Genomic DNA, 21362 nt, shown 5'->3' on the forward strand with positions numbered 1-21362 from the left:
CACGATTGACACGTACGGCTTGACCGACATCGGCAGAGCACGCGATTCGAACCAAGACCAGTTTTTGGTGGGAACTCGCCGCTTGAGTGTTAGTTCGACCTCGACGAGTTTGCCGCACGATCCACCGCTGACGTTCTTTGGTGAGGCGGAGAGCGAGATTTTAATCGTTGCTGACGGTATGGGAGGGCATGCGGCTGGCGAACGGGCGAGTCAGTTGGCAGTCCAATTTCTTGCCCGGCGTTTAGCGGACCCGACGCGGCCAACCTTGAATGCCGATTCTTGGGATGGGATCGAGCAAGCTCGGTGGATGCAGACGCTGCTCCGCAACACTCATTCGATGATTTTGAGACAAGCTCAGCAAAACCCCGAACAATTTGGGATGGGGACAACATTGACGATGGCCGAAATTATTTGGCCCTATCTGTCGGTATTGCATGCCGGCGATAGCCGTTGTTACTTGGTTCGTGACGGGAATACGCAGCGATTAACCACGGACCATACGCTGGCGCGACGGATGGTCGATGCGGGCGATCTGACGCCAGAAGAGGAATCCGCGAGCCGCTGGAGCAACGTGCTGTGGAATGTTTTGGGCGGACAACTCGAGGGAGACTTGGTCGCTCAGGTGGAAAGGGTTGAGTTGTTGCTGGGCGATACGGTGGTGGTGTGCAGTGATGGACTGCATCGCTACGTCAACGACGGTGCCTTGGCGTTAATGGTTAGCGAAGGAGACGATGCGCAGTCGATTTGCCAAGAATTGATCCGCGTCGCAAACGAAGGAGGCGGCGAGGACAATATCACCGTGATCGTCTCGCGGATGTTACCACGTCAACGCCAAAGTACCGGTGCAACGACGTTGGTGGAGGAAACGTTGATGGGAGAGACGATTGATTCGATCGAAATTGATGATGGAACCTTGGCAACGCTTAGCCAATTCGATACGACGGTGGATGAGTCAGCCGAAGAGGATCGTTGATCAGGGACACGGCGGTGGTCAATCGAAAAGTGTCGCCTGAGTTGTTTTGGGGCTCTGCGGTTGAGGGGCCACGGGTTCAATACAGCCAGAATCGTCATTGCCAACGTGGTTGACTCGCCGCGATACGGCCGTGATCTCGAAAAAGTCATCCGCGGCGGCAGTAAGATGTTTTTTCAGCGACGAGGTGTCATGAAAATTGGGGTCAAGCCAGGCCTGGAAATCCTTCTGATCGAGAATCACCGGCATTCGATCGTGAACTTTGCCGGTGACCGAATTGGCCGCCGTCGTGATCACGGTGAACGAAGCGATCGGCGATGCGTCGTCGGATGCTTTCGTGTTCCGTTCCCAAAGTCCGGCCATTGCAAACGGAGTGTGATCGGGTTGGTGTAAATAATAAGGCTGCTTTGCCGATCCCACCTTTTGCCATTCAAAGTAACCGTCGGCGGGGATCAGGCATCGTTGGTTTTGAAAAGCGTTTTGAAACGACCGTTTCTGGTCAATCGTTTCGCTGCGAGCATTGATCATGCGAGCGCCGATGGCGACATCCTCTGCCCAGCTAGGGATAAATCCCCATCGCATCGCGGCGAATTCCGGCGAGTTGCCGTCAAGCTGACGGATCACCGCGACGGATTGAGTCGGTGCGATGTTGTAGCGAGGCCGATTCAGCACGGAATCGACCGCCGCCGAAAAAACATTGGGATCATCTTGGGGGAGGAACAATTGGCGTAGATCGGCCAGCGAGGTTCGGAGCGTAAATCGACCGCACATAGATTTGTTTCCATCGGACAATAATCGAGTATTCGGAGAGGGTCAGACCCCTTTTCGGATACTCAAGATGAGAGTTCGCGTGGATTCGCGAGCCTTTTGAATCAATTATGGGGCATCAACACCAAGCGGAAATGGGGGAAATGGTCAGAACCATCGGCAAGGAAAGATAAATTGCTATCGAAACCCCGTTTTGGAGCTGTTTGGGTAGCGGTGCAGCGCGAGGCCGCCCGGTTGCGGCAAGTAAAACGTTCGATTTTGACCGGGCGGCCCCGCGCCGCTCGGCTCTAAAAATCACCCCTCTGCTGCCAAAGCGGGTGCGGCCACGACTTCGTTGGCGAAGGACTCTACGACACTCGACAAAGTCTGGTTAAGCTGTGTGCACGACAAAAGGTCCCCCGCTTCTCCCTTCGCTACCGACCGACGTGCTTTGAACTTTCCGCTCCTGTTTCGCGTGCTCGGCACAATCTGTTTGCTCATTGGCGGCTCGATGAGCTTTTGTTTGCCATTTGCCTTTCCGGCATTTGCGAACCGAACCCATTTGCCAGCGGCCGAGGCGTTCGAAATCGAAGGAGCCAAGGGGCTATTGTTGGGAACCGCAGTCAGCATGATCGTGGGAGGGGTGTTGCTGGTGATCGGTCGACGTCATCGCGGCGGACCGCTGTATCAGAAAGAGGCGATGGCGATCGTCGGACTCAGTTGGGTATTGGCGACGGTGCTCGGGGCGTTGCCCTATTATTTGAGTGGGACCGAGATCGCGCCGGATCGTCCGATCACATTTATTGAAGCGATGTTCGAATCCCAGTCAGGCTTTAGCACGACCGGGGCGACGGTGATCACCGATTTGGAAACGCCCGCCAGCGTGCCGCATTGTATTTTATTCTGGCGTTCGTGGACCCACTTTCTCGGCGGGCTAGGGATTGTCGTTTTGTTTGTCGCGATCCTGGGTCAAGGATCGGCGGGCAAGGCGATGATGCGAGCCGAGATGCCGGGGCCAACCAAGGAGGGCAGCATGCCGCGGATGCAGCATACGGCATTGGTGTTTGCGGCGATCTACATTGCGCTAAACGCAATTCTAACGGTGATCTACGCGATCGAAGGAATGTCGGTGTTCGATGCCCTGTGTCATGCGTTTGGCACGATGGCGACGGGCGGGTTCAGCACTTACAACCGCAGTCTTGGGCGTTTTGAAAGTGCCACGATCGAGTACACAACGATCGTTTTCATGGTGTTGGCAGGGACCAATTTTACGCTGCTGTATCTGTCCATTTTTGATGGTCCGCGGCGTCTGCTTCGCGATATCGAATTCCGCACCTTCGTCGGCATCATCGCTAGCGTTGCTCTTGCGATCGTGTTCTTTGGGATGCGAGCGGGTGATGTGGGGTTTGGCACGTATAGTGAATCGGTTCGCAACGGGTTGTTTCAAGTCGTGTCGATCATTACGACGACCGGTTATGGAACGGCGGATTTTGATCAGTGGAATAATTTTGGCAGAGGCATCTTGTTGTTACTGATGTTTGTCGGAGGTTGTGCCGGCAGCACCGGGGGCGGCATGAAGGTGATACGTCACGTGTTGTTCTACAAGATTCTACGTCTGGAGATCGAAAGAGCGCATCGCCCTCGCGTGGTTCGCCCGATTCGCGTCGGCGGAGCCCCGGTCGATGATCCTCACTTGGCCCATGGAATCGTAGTCTACTTTTCCATGATTTTGGCGATCTTCGTTTTCTCGTGGTTGTTTTTGATCACGTTTGAACCGCGGGGGACTTGGGGTGCCGTGTCGGCCGCGGATTTGGCCGAGTCCGAGGCGGAATCGATCGCGAATGGCGAACCGCCGCTTTCCAAAAGCAAGGCCGCAGCGCTCGTGAACGAAGGAACGTTGGATGAAAAGTTGCTTGATTCGGCCAGTGCCGTGGCGGCAACGCTCAACAACATCGGGCCTGGTTTGGGAGTGGTCGGAGCCACACAGAACTATGCGGGGTTTAGTCAGCAGGCGAAATTTTTGTTTGTCTGGCTGATGATGCTCGGGCGGGTCGAGGTTTTCAGTGTGCTGGTTTTGATCTTTCCCAGTTTTTGGCGCCGCATTTGATCTGGAAACGAGCCTCGTAAGTATCGTCTGTTAGAATTAAAAGACGATTGTTCTACGACGTCATTGTTCTGGGAACGCAAAATGCGTGGTTTGCCGACTTTCATCACAATTTGCCTTGCTGCCCTGCTGCTATCGCCGCTGGTGGCGCGGAGCCAAGATGCCGCCAAAGCCGAGCTGGATCGTCAAGCGTCGCCGCGGAAGGCGGTGATCATTCCGCTGCACGAAATGATTCACCCGCTCAGCGCTGCACTGCTGGAGCGAAAGTTTCGCGATGCGGTCGATTCAGGCGTGGATGTCGTGATCTTTGACATCCACAGCCCTGGCGGTTTCACCCAGGTCACGTTCGAATTGATGGACATGGTGCTCGACGCCAACGATGTCGAAACGGTTGCGTTCGTCGAAAAGGATGCGATCAGCGGCGCGGCGCTGTTTGCACTGTCGTGTGACAAAATTATCATGCTGCCCGATGCGCGTATCGGTGACGCGGGTGAAATCGTGATGGGCGCCGACGGGGCGTATCGTTACACCGAAGCGAAGAGCCGCAGCGTGTTGGCGCAAAAGGTGCGTGATACCGCCGAAGCCACAGGCCGGCCGATTGCGTTGGCCGAAAAGATGACCGACAAAGACATGGTTGTCTTTAAAGCAACGAATAAAGAGGACGGCTCGGTTCGCTATTTTTCAGACAAAGAATGGGTTGCACTGGAGAACCAAGATGCTTGGGAAAAGGGGCCGCCGGTTCGCGAAGCGGGCAAAGAGATGTTCTTTACCGCCAATGGACGTCGCGCCGCCGAGCTCGGGCTGATCGATCAAACCGTGGCCAGTCGCACCGAGTTGGCTTCGACTCTGAATCTGCAGGAACCAATTCCGACGCTTGAGCGAACTTGGGTCGATACATTGGTGCTGATTCTAAACTCAGGCTTTGTGACCTTCCTGTTGATCGTGATTGGATTGACCGCCTTGGTGATCGAATTGAGTGCTCCGGGGTTGGGGATCGGCGGTTTGACCTCGACGCTCTGTTTTGGACTGTTTTTCTGGAGTCGTTTTTTGGGAGGCACGGCCGGTTGGCTCGAGGTGACCTTGTTTGTCATCGGATTGCTGTTCATCGCGGCCGAAGTGTTTGTCATTCCTGGTTTCGGCGTCGCGGGGATTAGCGGGATTGTGTTGTCGCTAGGATCGTTGGTGATGGCATCGCGACGCTTCTTGATGCCTCACAGCAGCGAAGAACTGGCGGCACTTGGCATGGACGTGTTGACGGTGGTCGGCGCTTTTGTCGCTTTTCTGATCGCGCTTCTGGTGCTTGCCCAATACATGAGCGAGATTCCGGGGCTGAGTCGGTTGACGTTAAAACCGACGGTTGCACTGGAAGGTAGCGGAACGAGCGAGGGGATGGCGGCCACCTCGTTACCCGGTTGGCAACGCGTCGAAGTGGGCAGCGTCGGTGAAGCGATCTCGGCGCTACGGCCAGGCGGGCGTGTGATGGTGGACGATTTCACCGTCGATGTTGTTACCGAAGGGGACTTTGTCGATCCTGGTACCCAAGTGCGTGTGATCGGCAAACAAGGAGCCAAGGTGATCGTGCGTCCGGTGGCCTGAGCGGTGGACCTGGCTTGCGCGGTTTGAAGTTGCGTTTTTCTGACAACCCGAAGCGTGAGCGAGGGAATCTCGATTTTGATTCGGTCCCTCGCTGACGCTTCGGGTTGTGATTTGCCGCAGAAAACGGCAATGAACCGGCCTGAGGAGCAAATCAGTCAAATCGGTTCAGCTCTTCGACTTGCTCGTTCAGCGTGCAGATGTCGTAGGCATAGCCAATCCCTAATAGCCCGCCAGTAAGCAGGTAAAGGATGCCCGTGCCGATCTTGCCCATGTAAAAGCGGTGGATGCCGAACAGACCTAAGAACGTCAGAAGTACCCAGGTCACGGTGTAATCGATGCGGCCATTGGGGTATCTTTGGTTTGCCTCGTCTGCCATCGCGGGAATAAAAAAGGCGTCGACGATCCAGCCGACCAGCAGCAGCCCGCCCGTGAAAAACCACAAAATTCCGGTCAGCGGTTTGCCAAAATAGAAGCGGTGGGCGCCGACGAATCCAAGGATCCAAAACAGATATCCGACCAGCACCGGGTGCGTGACGTCGACTTTATGACGGAGCGGGGTGGAATTGGCGTTGGAGGCGGTCATCGGTGCCGGTTGCATGTCGAATTGATGGGGTTTGAAGGTTTTCGAGTCGCTGAAGACTGCTTCGCGTGGCAAAATCACTATTCGTTCGCTGTGCTAGAATCTTTGCAAATGACGGTCCAAATGGCGATTTTATCGAGGTTTCTGATTGCCCAGCTGCTTAGCTGGGCTGGCGTTCTCCGCTGGGGTGGGCACGATGCAGTACGCTGAACTGCATTGCAAAAGCAATTTTTCGTTCTTGAAGGGGGCCTCTCATCCGGACGAATTGGTCGAGCAAGCGAGTGAATTGGGATACGCGGGAATCGCGATCACCGACGAATCGTCGCTGGCGGGGATCGTTCGTGGGCATACTCCCGCTAAAGAGGTCGGAATCCAGTACATCGTGGGCAGTGAACTGCATCCGATCGACGCACCCCCGATGGTCGTTTGGCCGACCGATCGTGCGGCGTACGGCCGATTGTGCCGGCTGATTTCGCTGGGCCGGATGCGATGTGAAAAAGGGCAATGCGAACTTGCCTGGGACGACATCGCGGCGGCCAGCGAAGGGATGATCGCGGCGGTGATCCCGACGGACACCTGCACCGGGAAATTTTTGCGAACGTCGTTTCGCGAGGTCTTTGCCAATCGCCGCTACATGTTCCTCGAATTGCACCGCGGCGTGGATGATCGTGCCAAGTCGGAGCATCTGCGTGAATTTGCGTTGAAAATCGATGTGCCGTTGGTCGCAGGCGGGGATGTGCATTATCACTGTGCCCCGCGGATGTTGTTGCATGATTGTGTGACAGCGATCCGTCATGGAACCACAATCGATCATGTCCACCGCGAGCGATTTGCCAACAGCCAACATGGCATGCGTTCGCTTGCGGAGATCGCCGATTTGTATCGCGATGCTCCGGATGCAATCGCTCGTACGGTCGAAATTGCCCAGCAGTGCACGTTTTCGCTTGATGAACTTCGCTACGAGTATCCGGTCGAACTTGCCCCCGGCGGAATGACACCGATCGACCATCTGCGTCGTTTGACTTGGGAAGGGGCAAAGCAGCGATGGCCAAGCGGTGTTCCCGAGAAAGTAATCGCGTTGATTCGGCACGAGGTGGAATTGATTCGCGAGTTGCAGTACGAGGCCTATTTTTTGACCGTCTGGGACATGGTCCGTTTTGCTCGCGAGCGGAATATTTTATGTCAGGGGCGTGGTTCGGCAGCCAATTCGACCGTTTGTTACTGCTTGGGCATTACCAACGTGGACCCAAGTCAAACCGATTTGTTGTTCGAGCGATTCATTAGCCGCGAGCGAAACGAAGCACCCGATATCGATGTTGATTTCGAACATCAACGCCGCGAAGAGGTGTTGCAGTACTTGTATGAAAAGTACGGTCGTCATCGCGCTGGTTTGACCGCCACGGTCACCTCGTATCGGACTCGCAGTGCGATGCGTGAGGTGGGCAAGGCGCTGGGGATGTCACCGGATGTGGTTGATTCGTTAGCCAAGTTTGCCAGTGGACGTGATGGTGCGACTGACTTTGCCGAGCGATGTCGCGGCGGTGGACTGGATCCTGATACCGAGATGGGGAAGCGATTCGTCTATCTGGTTCAATCGCTTGTCGGTTTCCCACGGCATTTGTCTCAGCACGTCGGTGGGATGGTGATCACGCAAGGCGATTTGTGCGAGCTGTGCCCGATCGAAAATGCGGCAATGGAAGGCCGCACGGTGATCCAGTGGAACAAAGATGATTTGGATGATTTGGGGATTTTGAAAGTCGATGTGCTGGCGCTAGGCATGTTGTCGGCGATTCGTCGTGCGTTTGAATTGGTGTCCGAGCATCACGGGCGCGAGTTGTCACTTTCCAATATCCCCGCCGATGACAAACCGACCTACGACATGATTTGTGCTGCCGATACGGTGGGCGTATTTCAGATCGAAAGTCGAGCTCAGATGAGCATGTTGCCGCGATTAAAACCACGTTGCTATTACGATTTGGTGGTCGAGGTCGCGATCGTGCGGCCGGGGCCAATCCAAGGCAACATGGTGCATCCGTTTCTGCAAGCTCGCGAGAATCCGCAAGCGGTGGTGTATCCCAGCGAAGCGATTCGCGGCGTGTTAGAGAAAACGCTCGGAGTACCGATCTTTCAAGAGCAAGCGATGCGGTTGGCGGTGGTCGCGGCAGGGTTTACACCGGGCGAAGCGGATCAATTGCGACGCGCGATGGCGGCATGGCGGCGGCCCGGTGTGATCGATCGTTTTCGAGTCAAGTTGCTCGAGGGGATGAAGGATCATGGATTGACGGGCGAGTTTGCCGAGCACGTGTTCAATCAAATTCGGGGGTTTGGTGAATACGGGTTTCCTGAATCACATGCGGCAAGTTTCGCATTGTTGGTCTACGCGTCGTGTTATTTGAAATGCCATTATCCCGCTGCGTTCTGCGCGGCGCTGCTGAACAGCCAGCCGATGGGATTCTACGCGCCCGCTCAATTGGTCGCCGATGCGAAACTACATGGTGTACGAACGCTGCCGGTCGATATCAACGAGAGTCGTTGGGAATCGACGCTGCACAAAGATGCCAACCGGTCGCAACCTGCGATTCGTTTGGGGATGCAAATGGTACGTGGATTTCCCGCCGCAGCGGCGGATGCGATCCTTGGCGAACGGGAGCGTCACGGTCCGTTTCGCAGCATCGCGGAATTGGTTCATCGCACCAAAATATCTAACGCGGTGGTCGCAACGTTGGCCGATGCCGATGCGTTTGAGTCGATCGCGGGAGATCGGCGCGGTGCGATTTGGCAATCGTTGGCCGAAGAAAAGAAACCTCAGTCGCGGCCTCTGTTTGATGCCGAGCAAGACGACGAAGAATTGATCCCCGAGGAATTGATTCCCATGACACCTCAAGAAGAGGTGCACGCGGATTACAGTACCACCGGCATGAGTTTAAAGGCACATCCGGTTTCGTTCATGCGGAACGAACTGAACCGGCAACGCTGCGTGTGTGCCAGCGAATTGAAGACGTTGCGAGACGGGCGTCACGTTCGCGTCGCCGGATTGGTCTTGATGCGTCAACGGCCGGGAACCGCCAAAGGGATCACGTTTGTCACGATCGAAGATGAAACAGGATCGGTGAACCTGGTTTTTTATGCGGCGGTGTGGAAGCGATTCTTTCGGATCGCTCAGGCCAGTAATCTATGGCTCGTCGACGGCAAATTAGAAAATCGCAAAGGGGTGATCCATGTGATCGTCGGTCGTATTTCCGACTTGGCCAACGAGTCACCCAAATTGGATCAGCGTTCTCGCGATTTTCACTAGGGGGATGACAGATCTGGAAGCCTATTTCCCCATTACAGGATGCTTTCGGCAACCAGACGTTTCATGTAGGGGCGGCATTGATCGACTCGCCATTGCCCCACGCCTTGAGGATCGATGTCATATTTCATCAGCATGTAGATCTTCTTGGGCTCTTGATTGCTGTTTGGATTCAGAAACAGCAGTTCGGCTTGTTGCATCCCGTAGTACTGGAAAACACGCACTGGTTCACCAAGTTCCCACGCGACGCCTGGGCCGACGTCGGTCAATTGTTGGTTGATTCCGTCCGACTCAAATTCGGCGAGCGTCTTCATGTTCTCTTCGCTTGACTGATAGTGGTCCATCAGCGGCATGTGCAGCGGCAGACGATTGACGGCCTCCTTTTTCAGTTCCATCGCGATGGCGAATTCCCCTTTCGCGACCACATCAAGGTATTGGCGGGCAAAGTACTCGGCTTGATTGGCGAGCGTGCGGGATTTCATGCTGTGAACAAAGTATCCGCATGACCCAAAGGCCACCGCAAGCACCAACCCGATCCGGGCCGGAGTCACGCCGACCGGTTTTTGTTGGTCCCATGGCCGTAACGCTACCAAACCAAGGACAATCGCAATCACTGCGGTCACCAGCATCGGATAGCCAATGATGCCCAGTGCACTCAACAGGCCGAAAAACAGGCATAGGAAACCCGAAATTCGCAACGGGGGAACCGACTCGTCCTCCTCAAAGCCTCCTTCGGCGCCCATCATCGGGACGATCGGTTTTATCTCAGCATCAGTCGGCATCTTGCAAAAGAGCTCATACAGGGGGGGAAGTGGGATCGATTCAGACGAGAACTACGTTCGCTGTGGAAACATGACCTTTTCACACTTGGCGAAACTTTCGTCGTGACAAAGCGGTAGTGTGTCTACGCCCTTGGTGGGTGGACGGTTTTGCAAGCTTAGGCAAAAAGTCCAATTTTTTTAGCTTGCCCGTCGGCGGGGCTCGAATCCAGCGCCGCGTCAAACACACAATACGAATGGGCGGGAAATTGCGTCACTTTTGCACGAAGGTGATGGCCGGCGCGAACCGCAGACCGATGATGATGGGCCTGTGCTAGCAATGAATTCGTCTAGCCCAGACGACCGCATCTGGATTACAAGACAGGCTTCAACTTGCTGATTTTCGCAGACAATAGACGGCTCTACTCGTCAGGGACGACGAACAACGATGAAAAATTTTGGTCGCGCACTTCGCATCGCACTGCGTCGTAAATGGTCGATCACCGGGATTGTGATGACATCGATGTTGATTGCCGTCTTGTGGGGGGCCAATATCGGCACGCTGTACCCGTTGGTCGAAGTCGTCTTTAAAGGCGACAGTTTGCCGGGGTACGCCGAAAAGCAAATCAAACAGACCGATGCGCGGCTCGACGAACTTGAGACTGAAATCAACCAATTGTCGGCAAAATTAGCAGAGGCTGACGAAAAGACGGCCAAAAACCTGCGGCTTCAGATCGAAACTGCCACCGCGACCCAGACGGCGATCGCGGAATCAAGCAGCTATCTGCGGTGGATGAAACCGACGATCGATGCCTACGCTCCTCGCGGTTCCTACGCGACGTTGATGTTGATCGTGGCCCTGTTGGTTGGCGGAACGGCGGTCAAGTTAGTTGCTCTATTAATTAATCTAATGCTGGTCCAATATGTTGCTGAATCAGCGGCGGTGGACCTTCGCGCTTTATTCTTTCGCAAAGCGTTGCGGTTGGACCTCGACTCGTTTGGCGAGAACGGTTCAGCAGATTTGACGTCGCGTCTGACCAACGATATCGCTCACGTTTCGGCGGGGATCACCGCGTTATTAGGACGGCTTGTTCGTGAGCCGCTGAAGATGGCGGTCTGTTTAGGCGGCGCGATGTTTGTGTGTTGGCGGTTGCTGTTGTTCGTGATGATCGTCACGCCATTGGTCGGATTGGTGATGCATCATCTGAGCCGTGCGATTCGTCGAGCAAGTCGGCGGGCGATGGAAGAGATGAGCCAGTTGTACGGGATGCTGAACGATTCGTTCGCAGGGATTCGGGTCGTCAAGGCCTTTAACACGCAAGGGTTTGAACGTGCCAAGTTTGATCGCGGCATCCGTGCGTACTATCGCAAATCAATGAAGATGGCGTTCTACAACACGCTGGCCCGCAGCAGCAGCGAAATGCTGGGGATGACCGTGGTGGGACTGGCGATCTTGGCAGGTGGCTATTTGGTGGTCAATCAACAAACCAGCTTGTTTGGGATTCCGATGAGTACGGTGCCACTGGAGGTCGGCGAGATTTTGATGTTCTTTGGTTTCTTGATCGGAGCCTCGGATCCGGCCAAAAAGTTATCCGATGTATGGAGCGGTTTGCAGCGAGGTATTGCCGCGACGGAGCGTGTTTACGAGATCATTGATAAACCCATCCGTGTCGCAGAACCTGACAACGATCGCACGACGGCGCGACCGCATCGCGAGATTCGACTCGAAAATGTGGTCTACCAATACACCTCTGGCCCAACCGTGTTGCGTGGTGTCGATTTGACGATCCGTCATGGCGAGACGATTGCCGTGGTCGGCCCGAACGGCAGCGGCAAGAGTACGATTGTCAATCTGTTATGCCGGTTTGACGATCCGCAAAGCGGGCAAGTGCTGTTGGATGACACTCCGATTCACGAGATGAAGACTCGCGATTTGCGACGCCGAATTGCCTTGGTGACTCAGCGAACGATCTTGTTTGACGACACGATTGAAAACAATATTCGTTACGGTTCGCCTGGCGCCGATTCTCATGCGGTGGTGCGAGCGGCGAAGATGGCGTTTGCCGATGAGTTCATTTTGCGAAAAACGCCCGATGGTTATCAAACGCGGCTCGGCAGTAACGGGACGCGACTCTCTGGCGGCCAGATGCAACGGCTTGCCTTGGCGCGTGCCTTTTTACGGAATCCCGATATCTTGATTCTTGACGAAGCGACAAGCCAGATCGATTTGGAAAGCGAGCAATTGATTCATCAAGCGCTGGCGAAGTTTTTGGTCGATCGCACCGGAGTGATGATCACGCATCGCCACACCAGTTTGTCGATGGCTGATCGGATCGTGGTGATCGAAGCGGGACAGATTGCTGACTCGGGACGTCATGACGAATTGATCACTCGCAATCGGTTCTACCAAAGTCTGTGTGGCAGCGAGCAGCGAAAGGCTGCTTGAAGAAAGATTCCTGAGAAGACTTTTGCGGGACAAACCGCGTAGCGGAAGCCGTCAACGGATTTCGGTGGCGGCGGTCAAAGGGGAACGAAACTCTCGCATGGAGTTCCGCTACCCCTCTTCTTTGCGTGTGGCTTCTTGGGTTTTTGACAAGGCACTTTGCCTGCTCGAAGTTGGCCAGCTCGAAGTTGGCCTGCTAGAAGCCTGCACCCGAGAACGGATCGTCCATCGGTGCTGCTCCGCCAAACGGATCGCTAGCTCCAGCATCCCCTCCGGCATCAAAAATGTTGCCGCCGTCATCAGCAGGCGCGGCGGCGTCCATGGCTGCGGGGGCGGCTGCGTCACCTTTTTCAGCGCCAGCAAAGGCGTCGTTGGATTCCAGTTTTGCGTCGCCGGTGGCAAATTCCACATCGTCGGCGAATGGATTTTCGGCGGTGGGCGGAATGGGGGGCGGCGTGACTGCGTTTCGCGGCGCGGAAGCTTTTGCCGCCGGAGCTGCTGCCGCTGCGGCGCTGTCAATTTCGCCATAACGTTGCTGCGAACGGCTTGCGGCAGTCGCCATCAATTCCAAACGTGCCGTCTGACGAATCTGTTCTAGCTTCAGCCGTTCGGCGCCTTGAAAACGGGCCAACGAGCGACCGATCGAGGGATTGCTGCCAGCACGGGCTTCGAGTTCCGCACCCTGACGCCAATCCGCTTCGGCTTCGAAGCGATTCCCCAGCGAATTGGCGACCAAGCCGCGAAAGTAGTAGGCGCGAGGGTCTTTAATGCCATTGTCGATGGCCATCGAGAGAAACTTGTTGGCGTCGTCGTAACGGCCGGCGTAGAAGGAGTGCACTCCTCGACCGTACATCTCGGACAAAATCGGGTTTTGGGCGTTGGCGGAAGGGGAATCCGTCAGCAGGCAAAAGGAGCCTGCGGCAACCAGAACCGCGCTGAGTAACGTCTTTTTCATCGGGCGTGCTCCCCGTATGGAGGGGTGGTGTTTTGTGCTAATCGTGAGGTGTTTACCGAACATTCTGCTCGCAAAGGATTTTGCGTTCTACAAACTCTAGTTATCGCATCACGCTCCGGCAAACGTTTTCTTTCGTGTCATGCGGCGTCACACGATTAACGTTTTAAGAAAAGGCCGACCTGTGACCCATGTATGGCCAAACAGCGGCATCACCGATTGTAACCAATTTGTCGCTCAGGTAAGCAAATTACTGAAAATTAGGCGGCTGCGGGGACTGTATCGATGCTCGGTTCGTCGTCGATCGCTCGATCTGCGTCGATCGCCTCGACCGCCCGGCGTAATACTGGATCGAGACTCAAGCCACCCTCGGGGATCCCGTCCGCTTGGACGCCTTTCTTTTCGGAGGTGGGTTTATCGCTTGCTTCGTCGCTGTGCAGTTGCAGTTCCGACGCGGCAGCCAAACTTGGGTAAGACGCCTCACGCCACCGTTTGCTCAATTTTTCCAGCGTATTTTCATCCAGACTGACTTCCATCTTGGGATCAGGGGTGACCCCCCACTCGTCTTCAGGTTTGGCATCGATGACGCGATGGATATTCTTGCCGCTGGGGCGATAGTACCTCGCGACGGTTAATCGCAGCGCACTGCGTCCGTATTGCAGAGGCAAGATATTTTGAACGGTTCCTTTGCCGTAGCTGCGTGTGCCCACCACGACGGCCCGCTGATGATCTTGCAAACATGCCGCAACAATCTCGCTGGCACTCGCCGAATTGCCATCGATCAGCACGGCGACAGGTTTGTCGATTTTGACCAAAGTGCCGGTCTGGGCGTCGAATTCGTCATAAACCTTGCCGCCTCGGATCCGCGTCGAGACAATCCGTCCGCGATCGAGGAACATGTCGCAGATGTCGACGGCGGCGTACAACAACCCGCCGCTGTTGCCCCGTAAATCGAGCACCAAGCCGCGGAAATCATTGTTCAACCGCTCCAGCACCGTGCGAAGTTCGCCGTCGGTCTTTTCGCCGAAACTGGTCAGCCGGACGTAGGCAATCGATGGATCGTCTTGTAAACGATAGACCCAATTGTTGTTTTCATCGCGATAGTCCCCGATCACCGATTCGAGTTCAATCGTCGATCGGTCAATCGACAGAGAAAGCTCTTGGGCGTCCCCGTCTTGACCATCCCCGTCTCGCCCATCCCCGTCTTCACCATTCCGGCGTACGACGACGTAGACGATGGTACCGATCGGGCCTTTTAGTCTGGCACTGACCTCTTTTAAGCTCAGCTTGGCGACATCTTCGCCGTCGATTTCGACGATTTCGTCCCCTGGCATCATTCCCGCGCGAAGTGCAGGCGATCCGACCAAGGGGGTGACGACACGGACCGGCTTCGTGACGTCCGGTTGCTCGACGTAGATTCCGATTCCCGCAAACTCTTGACTCATACTGTCCTGGAACGATGCATAGGCATCCAGCGGAATGTATTCGCAATTTTGATCCAAGATTGACGTCATGCCGTTCATCGCGGCGGTCAGCAATCGCTCTTCGTCAATCGGGTCGACGTAGTGATGGTGGATCAAATCGAGTGCGTCGCCCACCAACATCGCAGGCTTCGCTCGTCGATGCGTCAAATAGCACAACAGCGAGAAACAAAACGTCAGCAGAATGATATTCAGATTGCGTGAAGGCATGCAAACGAAGCCTAATGAGAAAGCGAGCGAACGAGAATCGACAAGTTTGGCAAAACGCTGCGAATCGAGGGGGGAAAATGACGCCACCCCACGACGTCCCTTCAATTGTACCCGACAGTCGCGTGGATCAGACAGCACTACGATTGTCGAGAGCGTCCAGCTTCGAAAACTTCGTTGCTCCGCGGTTTGCTCGCTAAACGCCCCCCATGAACGGGATCGGCAACAAGATCGCATGTTGTTGGATCCACGTCATCAAGCCGTCCCAGCTGGTGTACTGGGACAGCTGCAAAAATGCCAAATAGATTCCCACGACCGGCAACATCAGCAGCCGGACGCTCCAGCGAGAAACGGCGGCCCACGTGCCGCGGGGCTCCTCTGGTTTACTTCGCGCCCGTCGCAGCGCCAAGCCTTCGGCGATACGAGCGGGCAAGATAAAAGCGACGAACACCAGACACGGCAACCAGACCACTTCACGCGGAGTGGCTTCGATCTTTAGTAGGTACAGTGGAATCGGCATCAGCACCAAGCCGATCACCATCGCAAGCAGCCAAGCCCAGGGAGCACGGCGAAAATCGCGACGAATCGTGCGAACGGCAAACAGTCCCCGCAGTCGGTTGACCGAGGCAAAGTGAGCTTGCAGCATTGGCAGGTAGAGCAGTGAGATGCCCAGAAACAAAATGCACACAGCGCCGACCACGCCCGCCGCTCCAGGTTTTCCGTTTCGGTTTGCAGCGATTAGAAGCATAGCGGGAGCGAGCCAGATCAACGTGCCGACGAAACCACGCAGCCCCAACCAAAAAAGACGCGGCAATTCAAACGCTGTCGTGAAATCCCACAACGAGTCGACTGCTGCGTGATAGGTCTGCGGACGCCATGCCTCGCGCAAAAAACGTTTAGGCTGCGGCCACAAATAATGCTTGAGGGATCCGCCGCGAACCCAAGCCCACAGCAGGTACGCTAGCGCAACGAAACAAACCATGATCGCCATCGTTCGCAACGAAGCGGCTTGGGCCGAACCCGGATCAATCAACTGGGCAACCGATTCCCAGTGAATCAATAATTGAGTCGGCAGCGAGGCCAGAAAGATGGCGAGCGCGGCCAGTCCCACTGTGCCGGCACGACGCAAATTGGGCAGCGAATCGGAAAATTTGGCGCCATTGGTCAACCGCCCCGCGACGTCCAACAAGTATCCAAACGCAATCAGTTGCAGCAAGGGGATCGCGGTCAACACCGCCAAGATCACGATCAGTGAGGCCAGCGAAAACGTGCCGGAGATCGACCACGTCAAAAAGGCCAACCCTCGTCGCAGACGACTTTGCGGCGGCATCGATTCCAGAGCCGTGATCGAGGTGGTGCCCACTGCCTCGTCGCCATCGACTTTGGAATCCAGATCGTTGCTTTCACAAACAAGTGTTGCCAGCAGCGGCATTTCCGAGGCGTCCTGGTCAACAAGCGACGCCACAACCACTTCGGGCGGTGTTTCGTTTGAAGTGTGGGGCAAATCGGTGTGGGGTGGGGACGGTCGAGCCACGATGGACGATCTCGAAGAGCGTTTGAGCTAGAAACGTTTGAGTTGGAAACGGAGGCCGGGATTCCGTTCCGACTTCTATCCTATTCGCAGCGGATGTGGAGATCTTGGTAGCGTCAGTCTGATTTGACGCCAATTTTTGCGAAAACCAAGGAATTCGTTGCTTTTCGCCCGGTCGCCCCATTCCGTTGGAAGAGTGTGACGGTTCTAGCGGTCGCGCCCCAGTCGCTCAGGCTCGGACAAGTCATTGGGGTGGTGTGGCCGATAGTTTCTAGCAAGGCGGTATGGATTCCGTCTCGAGCAGGTCGATGTGAATGTCGACCCTGAGCTTTGGATGCCCATCGCGCATGCTGCTCTTGATTTGTGAACGCACCCGGCGGAAGGAACTGCCTGATATGAAACATTTAGTTCGACGCGGCCGCATTGCCATCGCAGCTTTGATGCTCAGCGTTTCAGTGGGAACGGTCTCCGCTGATTGGCACCAATTTTGGCATCAAGCAAGCATTGATTATCAACGCAACAATGCATGGCCCGAACCATTCGAAGAAATGGACGCACGCCAAGTTAGCGCCCCATTCGAGGTGATGAAAAGCAACGGATGGCGTCTCCATAACACGATTGGGCACGAATTGTTCCGATCCGGCGACGGTGCTTTGCTGGCGTCGGGGCACAATCGTGTTCACTGGATCGCGACCCAGTCACCTGAGTCGCGTCGCAATATCTATGTCCTGCGTGGCAAGAGCGACGAAGAGACCGATGCCCGTGTTGCTTCGGTACGGCAAACCCTCGCCGGTTTCCAAACCGCTGGTGTCGCTACCCATGTCTTTGTGACCGATCGCGAGCCCTCCACGGCACCCGGTGCTTGGGCGACCAAGATCAATCGCAATTGGATGGAAGTATTGCCTGAGCCCAAGCTTCCCTCGGTTACCGCATCCGGTGGTGCCTCGGCGACCCAATAAAGCTTGCAAGCAAGTAGGCTAATCAAACAGGCCAAGCAAACAGGCCAAGCCGCCATTCGCTCGAACCTTGCTAGCGTTTCATCGAAGACGGACTTTCTATACAGGAAGTCCGTCTTTTTTATTGTCTTTTCAACAAATTGGTAAACGCAGTCAAGTTGCCGGGGTAATCGGGTCGATCCCTAAAAACGGAACCATTCGATTTAACCGCAAATTTGCTTGCCCAGACTATTTTGAAGTCTCCACTCCTATTCGAGGACTTCATCGGCATGCCTTCGGGAGAATTTCTCGTGAAACGATCAGCAAAAATTCAACGCGCACTGCTCTTCTCGCTTATTGCTGGTTCAGCCGTGAGCTTCTCGACGGGGTGCTCGAACCAACGTCCGACATTCGCGTCGATGAACCCGTTTTCGCGATCGACGATCGATGCGGCCAAAGCGGAAAAGCCTTCGATGACCGAATCGATCGCGTCGACGGCGACCGGTGCCAAAGATCAAGTCAGTGCCGTCGGTGTCTCTGCCAAGAATGCGATCGGTAAAACCACCAACGCCATTGCGGGTGTCTTCCGCCGTGACTCGGACTCTGCAGAGACTTCCGAAGCCGATCCGCTGCGATTGACCGAAGAACCCGCGACCGTGGGGCCAGAGGTGCTTGTCGCCAACGGACAACTTTGGGAATCGACGGGCAACTTCCAAAAGGCGATGGAAAGCTACAACAAGGCGTTGGAAAAAACGCCCAATGACAGCGCCGCGTTGACCAGTATCGCGAGACTACATTTCCGCCAGGGCAATCATGTCAAGGCAACGGAGTTCTTTCAGCTTGCGATCAAGCAGAGTCCTAGCGATGCCGCCTTGTACAACGATTTGGGGCTAACGCTCAGCAAGACTGGGAACCATGACGAAGCGGCAAAAATGATTGCCAAGTCGCTCGAACTGGCTCCGGGGACATCACGTTACGCCAACAATTTGGCAAGCGTCTTGTTCGAATCAAACAAGAAGCAAGAGGCGCTGCAGGTTTTGATGCAGAACAACAAGCCTGCGGTTGCCAACTTCAACATGGCTTACTTGCACTACAGCAAGGGGCAAATGAACGAAGCTCGCGGCTTCTTGTCGGAAACCCTCAAATTTGACGCTCAAGGCGCGAGCGACGCGGCGGTCAAAAAAGCGGTTGATCGTTCACGTGAAATGCTGGCACAGATCGATGCGTCACGAGGCGTGAACCCCGCTCAATCGGCGGTGGAGAAAATTGCGGCCCAGCCGCCAAAAACACAAAATCCAATCGCACAAACCGCGGCCGTTCCGGCAACCGGGACTCCCGAGGCTGCTGCCAGCGTCGCGGCTCGTGCGAATACGGATGTGTCCGCAGCTGCAGTGAGCTATCGACCTGCTGCGACCACTTGGGGACCGGCGACGTCGGCAATGGCTACACCTTCGGCCGCCGGCACGACCGCTGCGACGGCGACAACGCCAGCGATTCCAAGCTACTCGACACCCAGTTTTCAGCCGGCAACGTTGAGCGTCAATCCCAAGACGACGCCAGAGTCAACGCCCGGTACGTGGCCAACCACTCCGGGGGCAGCAACCAAACCGGCTGCGAAACCGGTTCAACCCGCCGCAGCAAAACCTGCTGAAAGTGACGCCAGCTCGTCACCAGGCTCGGGTTTCCAGCTGCCACACGGATTCGAGTTCCCCGAATCGCACTGATTTCCCCGAATCGCACGGATCCTCGGCGAGCGAACCTCGCCAAGTCGTTCGTCGATCCCCAACCATCCCAAGTCGTGATGACACGTCAATCGTGCATTTCTTCTTGCGGATAGGGAACCGAAAGGTCGTGTAGCTCTGCCAGTGCATTGGATGCCGCACGTTGTTCGGCATCCTTTTTGTTATTACCCCAAGCGGCTGGAAAGCTACGGTCTTCGATCACGGCCGAGATCAAGAACGCTTTGCGGTGATCAGGGCCCGTTTCGCGGATCATGCGGTAAACGGGAGTGCTGGAAAGTTCTCGCTGTGCATATTGTTGCAGCGTGCTCTTGAAATTGCTTGCGCCCTGGCTTTCGACTGCGACGCGGACTTCGTCGGCAAGCCATCTCTTCAAGCGTTCGCGAATCACCTCGGGGCCGCCGTCGAGATAGACCGCCGCCACGATGGCTTCAAAAACGTCGCTGACAAGTGACTTGGGAAAGCTGCGATTGCGAGTCACGCCACGTCCGACGATCAGACAGCGATCCAGTCCAAGGGCACAGGCGATCTTTCCGCATGAGCGACGGCTGACGACATACGATTTGATCTTCGTCAAATCGCCTTCGTTGTATTCCGGGTATTCTTCGTACAACCAGTGACAGACGGTCAAACCGAGCACCGAATCGCCAAGGAATTCGAGTCGCTCGTTGCTCTCGAGACGGTGAGAGGCACCTGAGGCGTGTGTCAAAGCGGATAACAATAACGATTCGTCTTGAAAACGATAATCGATGATCTGCTGACAAAGTCGTAGTTTCGATGCCTGATCCCCCCCGTCGACACCTTCAAGATCGTCGACAAGGTTGATTTCAGCGGCATTCGAAACGGAATCAAATTCCGATGAATTCACGAGTACACCCCGTTTGCTGTGTGACGTTGGTTCCAATCACCGCAGCAGGCAACGACCGAGGGGGATCTTCATCCTGAAGGAGGACATCCCAAGCCCGGTTTCTGCACGAGAACGCTCTGTCCGATGAGGCTGCTCGGGCCAATGCGACTTGGCCTTCGCTCGGTCGAACCTCTTGGAGTTGCAGGAACCCCAAGGGATTGAGATCCTGGCCCAATGTCTCGTTCTACGCTGATTGGAAATAAGGACAACTTTCTGTCACACGCCGGTGATTGAATTCGAGCATTTTCGATTTTAGCCGCGTTGCGACACCGTCGATCATGGACTCAAGCACCGGTGTGTGACGAACTGGCCCAGTCTACCGAGTGGCATTCGGCTTGACCAGCGGAAAAAGTCCAGCGGCCCCATGGATGCGTCACGAAACTCGCCAAACGTGCCGGATTTCAGGGGGCCGGCAAGCATTTTGGCGACGTGGGTACGGAGGAATTCGCTCGGGAAATTACGGTGCCGAGACGGTTTGGCGATCCGCACGTCCTGCATTCGCGATCACTTCAGCATCGTCGATCACCAAGAAATGACCATGGTCCGAGGTTACGATCAACGCGGTATCGTCCCAGGCATCGTTGCGGTCAACCCAATTGACGATCGTGTCAAAGGCCGCGTCGCCGCTGAGTACCGCGCCAATGCTGCTGTCCAAATTGTTGGCATGGTTGGCCCAATCGACGTCTCCTGCTTCGACCATCAACCAGAATCCTTTTTCGGATGTTTCCAGGATTCCTAAGGCGGCTTCGGTCATGTCCGCAAGCGTCGGATTCTCGTCGATATCGGCTTGCGTGTACTTTTCCGTCCCCTTGGCATCAAACGTGGGATTGAAATTCCCGTCCGCGGTTTGGAATGGCAAATGCCCACCGGTGGCGCCGTAGAAGCCAAGAAAACGAGTCCCCTCGCGAATCGCTTGCTCGGCGCCTTTCATCAATCCCTCGCGTCCCGAAACGCCCTCGGTCCGTTGTGCGACCCGATACTTGCCTCCGTTTTTACGATCCACGGCGCTGAGATCGGCTTGGTGAAAGTAAGGGTTACCTTGGGCAAAATTTTCGCCTTGCGCGGCGTCTTTGTCTTTGCCTTCACCCCATCCACCGCTGATCACCACATCGACACCTTC

Annotated in this window: 15 protein-coding genes; 7 read left to right on the top strand and 8 right to left on the bottom strand. The window is 55.5% G+C overall.

Annotated features, from left to right (window positions below; all coding sequences use genetic code 11):
• Positions 1 to 973, top strand: a 973-nt coding sequence (locus ABX962_RS07480) for a PP2C family serine/threonine-protein phosphatase (protein ID WP_372718069.1), incomplete at its 5' end; no start/stop codon positions are given.
• An 18-nt stretch (positions 974 to 991) separates the two neighbouring features.
• Here ABX962_RS07480 and ABX962_RS07485 read toward each other — a convergent pair.
• Positions 992 to 1741: an SOS response-associated peptidase gene (locus ABX962_RS07485; protein WP_372718071.1), complete on the bottom strand. Its 750-nt coding sequence runs from the start codon at positions 1739 to 1741 to the stop codon at positions 992 to 994.
• A 487-nt stretch (positions 1742 to 2228) separates the two neighbouring features.
• On the opposite strand from ABX962_RS07485, the gene ABX962_RS07490 reads away from it, so the two are divergent.
• Together ABX962_RS07490 and ABX962_RS07495 are read left to right on the top strand one after the other, a co-directional pair.
• A complete protein-coding gene (locus ABX962_RS07490) occupies positions 2229 to 3824 on the top strand; it encodes a TrkH family potassium uptake protein (protein ID WP_372718095.1) in 1596 nt (531 codons plus the stop codon).
• Between the two features lie 81 nt (positions 3825 to 3905).
• Positions 3906 to 5417, top strand: coding sequence for a nodulation protein NfeD (locus tag ABX962_RS07495; RefSeq protein ID WP_372718073.1), 1512 nt, complete (start codon positions 3906 to 3908; stop codon positions 5415 to 5417).
• Positions 5418 to 5568: 151 nt separating this feature from the next.
• Here the strand turns inward: ABX962_RS07495 and ABX962_RS07500 are convergent, their stop codons facing one another.
• A complete protein-coding gene (locus ABX962_RS07500) occupies positions 5569 to 6072 on the bottom strand; it encodes an NINE protein (protein ID WP_372718075.1) in 504 nt (167 codons plus the stop codon).
• A gap of 121 nt (positions 6073 to 6193) precedes the next feature.
• Here ABX962_RS07500 and ABX962_RS07505 point away from each other — a divergent pair, with 121 nt between their 5' ends.
• The gene (locus ABX962_RS07505) at positions 6194 to 9292 is read left to right on the top strand and encodes an error-prone DNA polymerase (RefSeq protein ID WP_372718076.1); all 3099 of its coding nucleotides are present in this window, start codon (positions 6194 to 6196) and stop codon (positions 9290 to 9292) included.
• A 32-nt stretch (positions 9293 to 9324) separates the two neighbouring features.
• Here ABX962_RS07505 and ABX962_RS07510 read toward each other — a convergent pair whose 3' ends face one another.
• Positions 9325 to 10071, bottom strand: a complete 747-nt coding sequence (locus ABX962_RS07510) for a hypothetical protein (protein ID WP_372718078.1) — start codon at positions 10069 to 10071, stop codon at positions 9325 to 9327.
• A gap of 424 nt (positions 10072 to 10495) precedes the next feature.
• Between ABX962_RS07510 and ABX962_RS07515 the strand changes: the two genes are divergently transcribed.
• Positions 10496 to 12493 (top strand): ABC transporter ATP-binding protein, encoded by a 1998-nt coding sequence (locus tag ABX962_RS07515; protein ID WP_372718080.1) that lies wholly within the window; start codon positions 10496 to 10498, stop codon positions 12491 to 12493.
• A 193-nt stretch (positions 12494 to 12686) separates the two neighbouring features.
• On the opposite strand, the gene ABX962_RS07520 is transcribed toward ABX962_RS07515, so the two are convergent.
• From ABX962_RS07520 to ABX962_RS07530, 3 genes are all read right to left on the bottom strand, one after another.
• Positions 12687 to 13445: a hypothetical protein gene (locus ABX962_RS07520; protein ID WP_372718082.1), complete on the bottom strand. Its 759-nt coding sequence runs from the start codon at positions 13443 to 13445 to the stop codon at positions 12687 to 12689.
• A 257-nt stretch (positions 13446 to 13702) separates the two neighbouring features.
• Positions 13703 to 15133, bottom strand: coding sequence for a S41 family peptidase (locus tag ABX962_RS07525; RefSeq protein WP_372718084.1), 1431 nt, complete (start codon positions 15131 to 15133; stop codon positions 13703 to 13705).
• 193 nt (positions 15134 to 15326) lie between these two features.
• Positions 15327 to 16664, bottom strand: a complete 1338-nt coding sequence (locus tag ABX962_RS07530; protein WP_372718086.1) for a DUF4013 domain-containing protein — start codon at positions 16662 to 16664, stop codon at positions 15327 to 15329.
• A 392-nt stretch (positions 16665 to 17056) separates the two neighbouring features.
• Here ABX962_RS07530 and ABX962_RS07535 point away from each other — a divergent pair, with 392 nt between their 5' ends.
• Both ABX962_RS07535 and ABX962_RS07540 read left to right on the top strand, forming a co-directional pair.
• Complete coding sequence (locus ABX962_RS07535) at positions 17057 to 17620, top strand: hypothetical protein (protein WP_372718088.1); 564 nt, start codon at positions 17057 to 17059, stop codon at positions 17618 to 17620.
• A gap of 395 nt (positions 17621 to 18015) precedes the next feature.
• Positions 18016 to 19320 (top strand): tetratricopeptide repeat protein, encoded by a 1305-nt coding sequence (locus ABX962_RS07540; RefSeq protein ID WP_372718089.1) that lies wholly within the window; start codon positions 18016 to 18018, stop codon positions 19318 to 19320.
• A gap of 85 nt (positions 19321 to 19405) precedes the next feature.
• Here ABX962_RS07540 and rnc read toward each other — a convergent pair whose 3' ends face one another.
• Together rnc and ABX962_RS07550 are read right to left on the bottom strand one after the other, a co-directional pair.
• The gene (gene rnc, locus ABX962_RS07545; protein ID WP_372718091.1) at positions 19406 to 20203 is read right to left on the bottom strand and encodes a ribonuclease III; all 798 of its coding nucleotides are present in this window, start codon (positions 20201 to 20203) and stop codon (positions 19406 to 19408) included.
• Positions 20204 to 20699: 496 nt separating this feature from the next.
• Positions 20700 to 21362 (bottom strand): alkaline phosphatase (locus ABX962_RS07550; RefSeq protein WP_372718093.1); only part of this gene is annotated, 663 nt, incomplete at its 5' end.

The sequence above is a fragment of the Novipirellula sp. genome (assembly GCF_041583735.1).
Taxonomy (GTDB): domain Bacteria; phylum Planctomycetota; class Planctomycetia; order Pirellulales; family Pirellulaceae; genus Novipirellula.

What these genes read in the sequence shown, in the direction of transcription:
- ABX962_RS07485 (WP_372718071.1), bottom strand. Translation starts at nt 1,741, where the DNA reads ATGTGCGGTCGATTTACGCTCCGAACCTCGCTGGCCGATCTACGCCAA.
- ABX962_RS07535 (WP_372718088.1), top strand. Translation starts at nt 17,057, where the DNA reads ATGAAACATTTAGTTCGACGCGGCCGCATTGCCATCGCAGCTTTGATG.
- ABX962_RS07515 (WP_372718080.1), top strand. Translation starts at nt 10,496, where the DNA reads ATGAAAAATTTTGGTCGCGCACTTCGCATCGCACTGCGTCGTAAATGG.
- ABX962_RS07520 (WP_372718082.1), bottom strand. Translation starts at nt 13,445, where the DNA reads ATGAAAAAGACGTTACTCAGCGCGGTTCTGGTTGCCGCAGGCTCCTTT.
- ABX962_RS07525 (WP_372718084.1), bottom strand. Translation starts at nt 15,133, where the DNA reads ATGCCTTCACGCAATCTGAATATCATTCTGCTGACGTTTTGTTTCTCG.
- ABX962_RS07505 (WP_372718076.1), top strand. Translation starts at nt 6,194, where the DNA reads ATGCAGTACGCTGAACTGCATTGCAAAAGCAATTTTTCGTTCTTGAAG.
- ABX962_RS07510 (WP_372718078.1), bottom strand. Translation starts at nt 10,071, where the DNA reads ATGCCGACTGATGCTGAGATAAAACCGATCGTCCCGATGATGGGCGCC.
- ABX962_RS07495 (WP_372718073.1), top strand. Translation starts at nt 3,906, where the DNA reads ATGCGTGGTTTGCCGACTTTCATCACAATTTGCCTTGCTGCCCTGCTG.
- ABX962_RS07490 (WP_372718095.1), top strand. Translation starts at nt 2,229, where the DNA reads ATGAGCTTTTGTTTGCCATTTGCCTTTCCGGCATTTGCGAACCGAACC.
- ABX962_RS07540 (WP_372718089.1), top strand. Translation starts at nt 18,016, where the DNA reads ATGAACCCGTTTTCGCGATCGACGATCGATGCGGCCAAAGCGGAAAAG.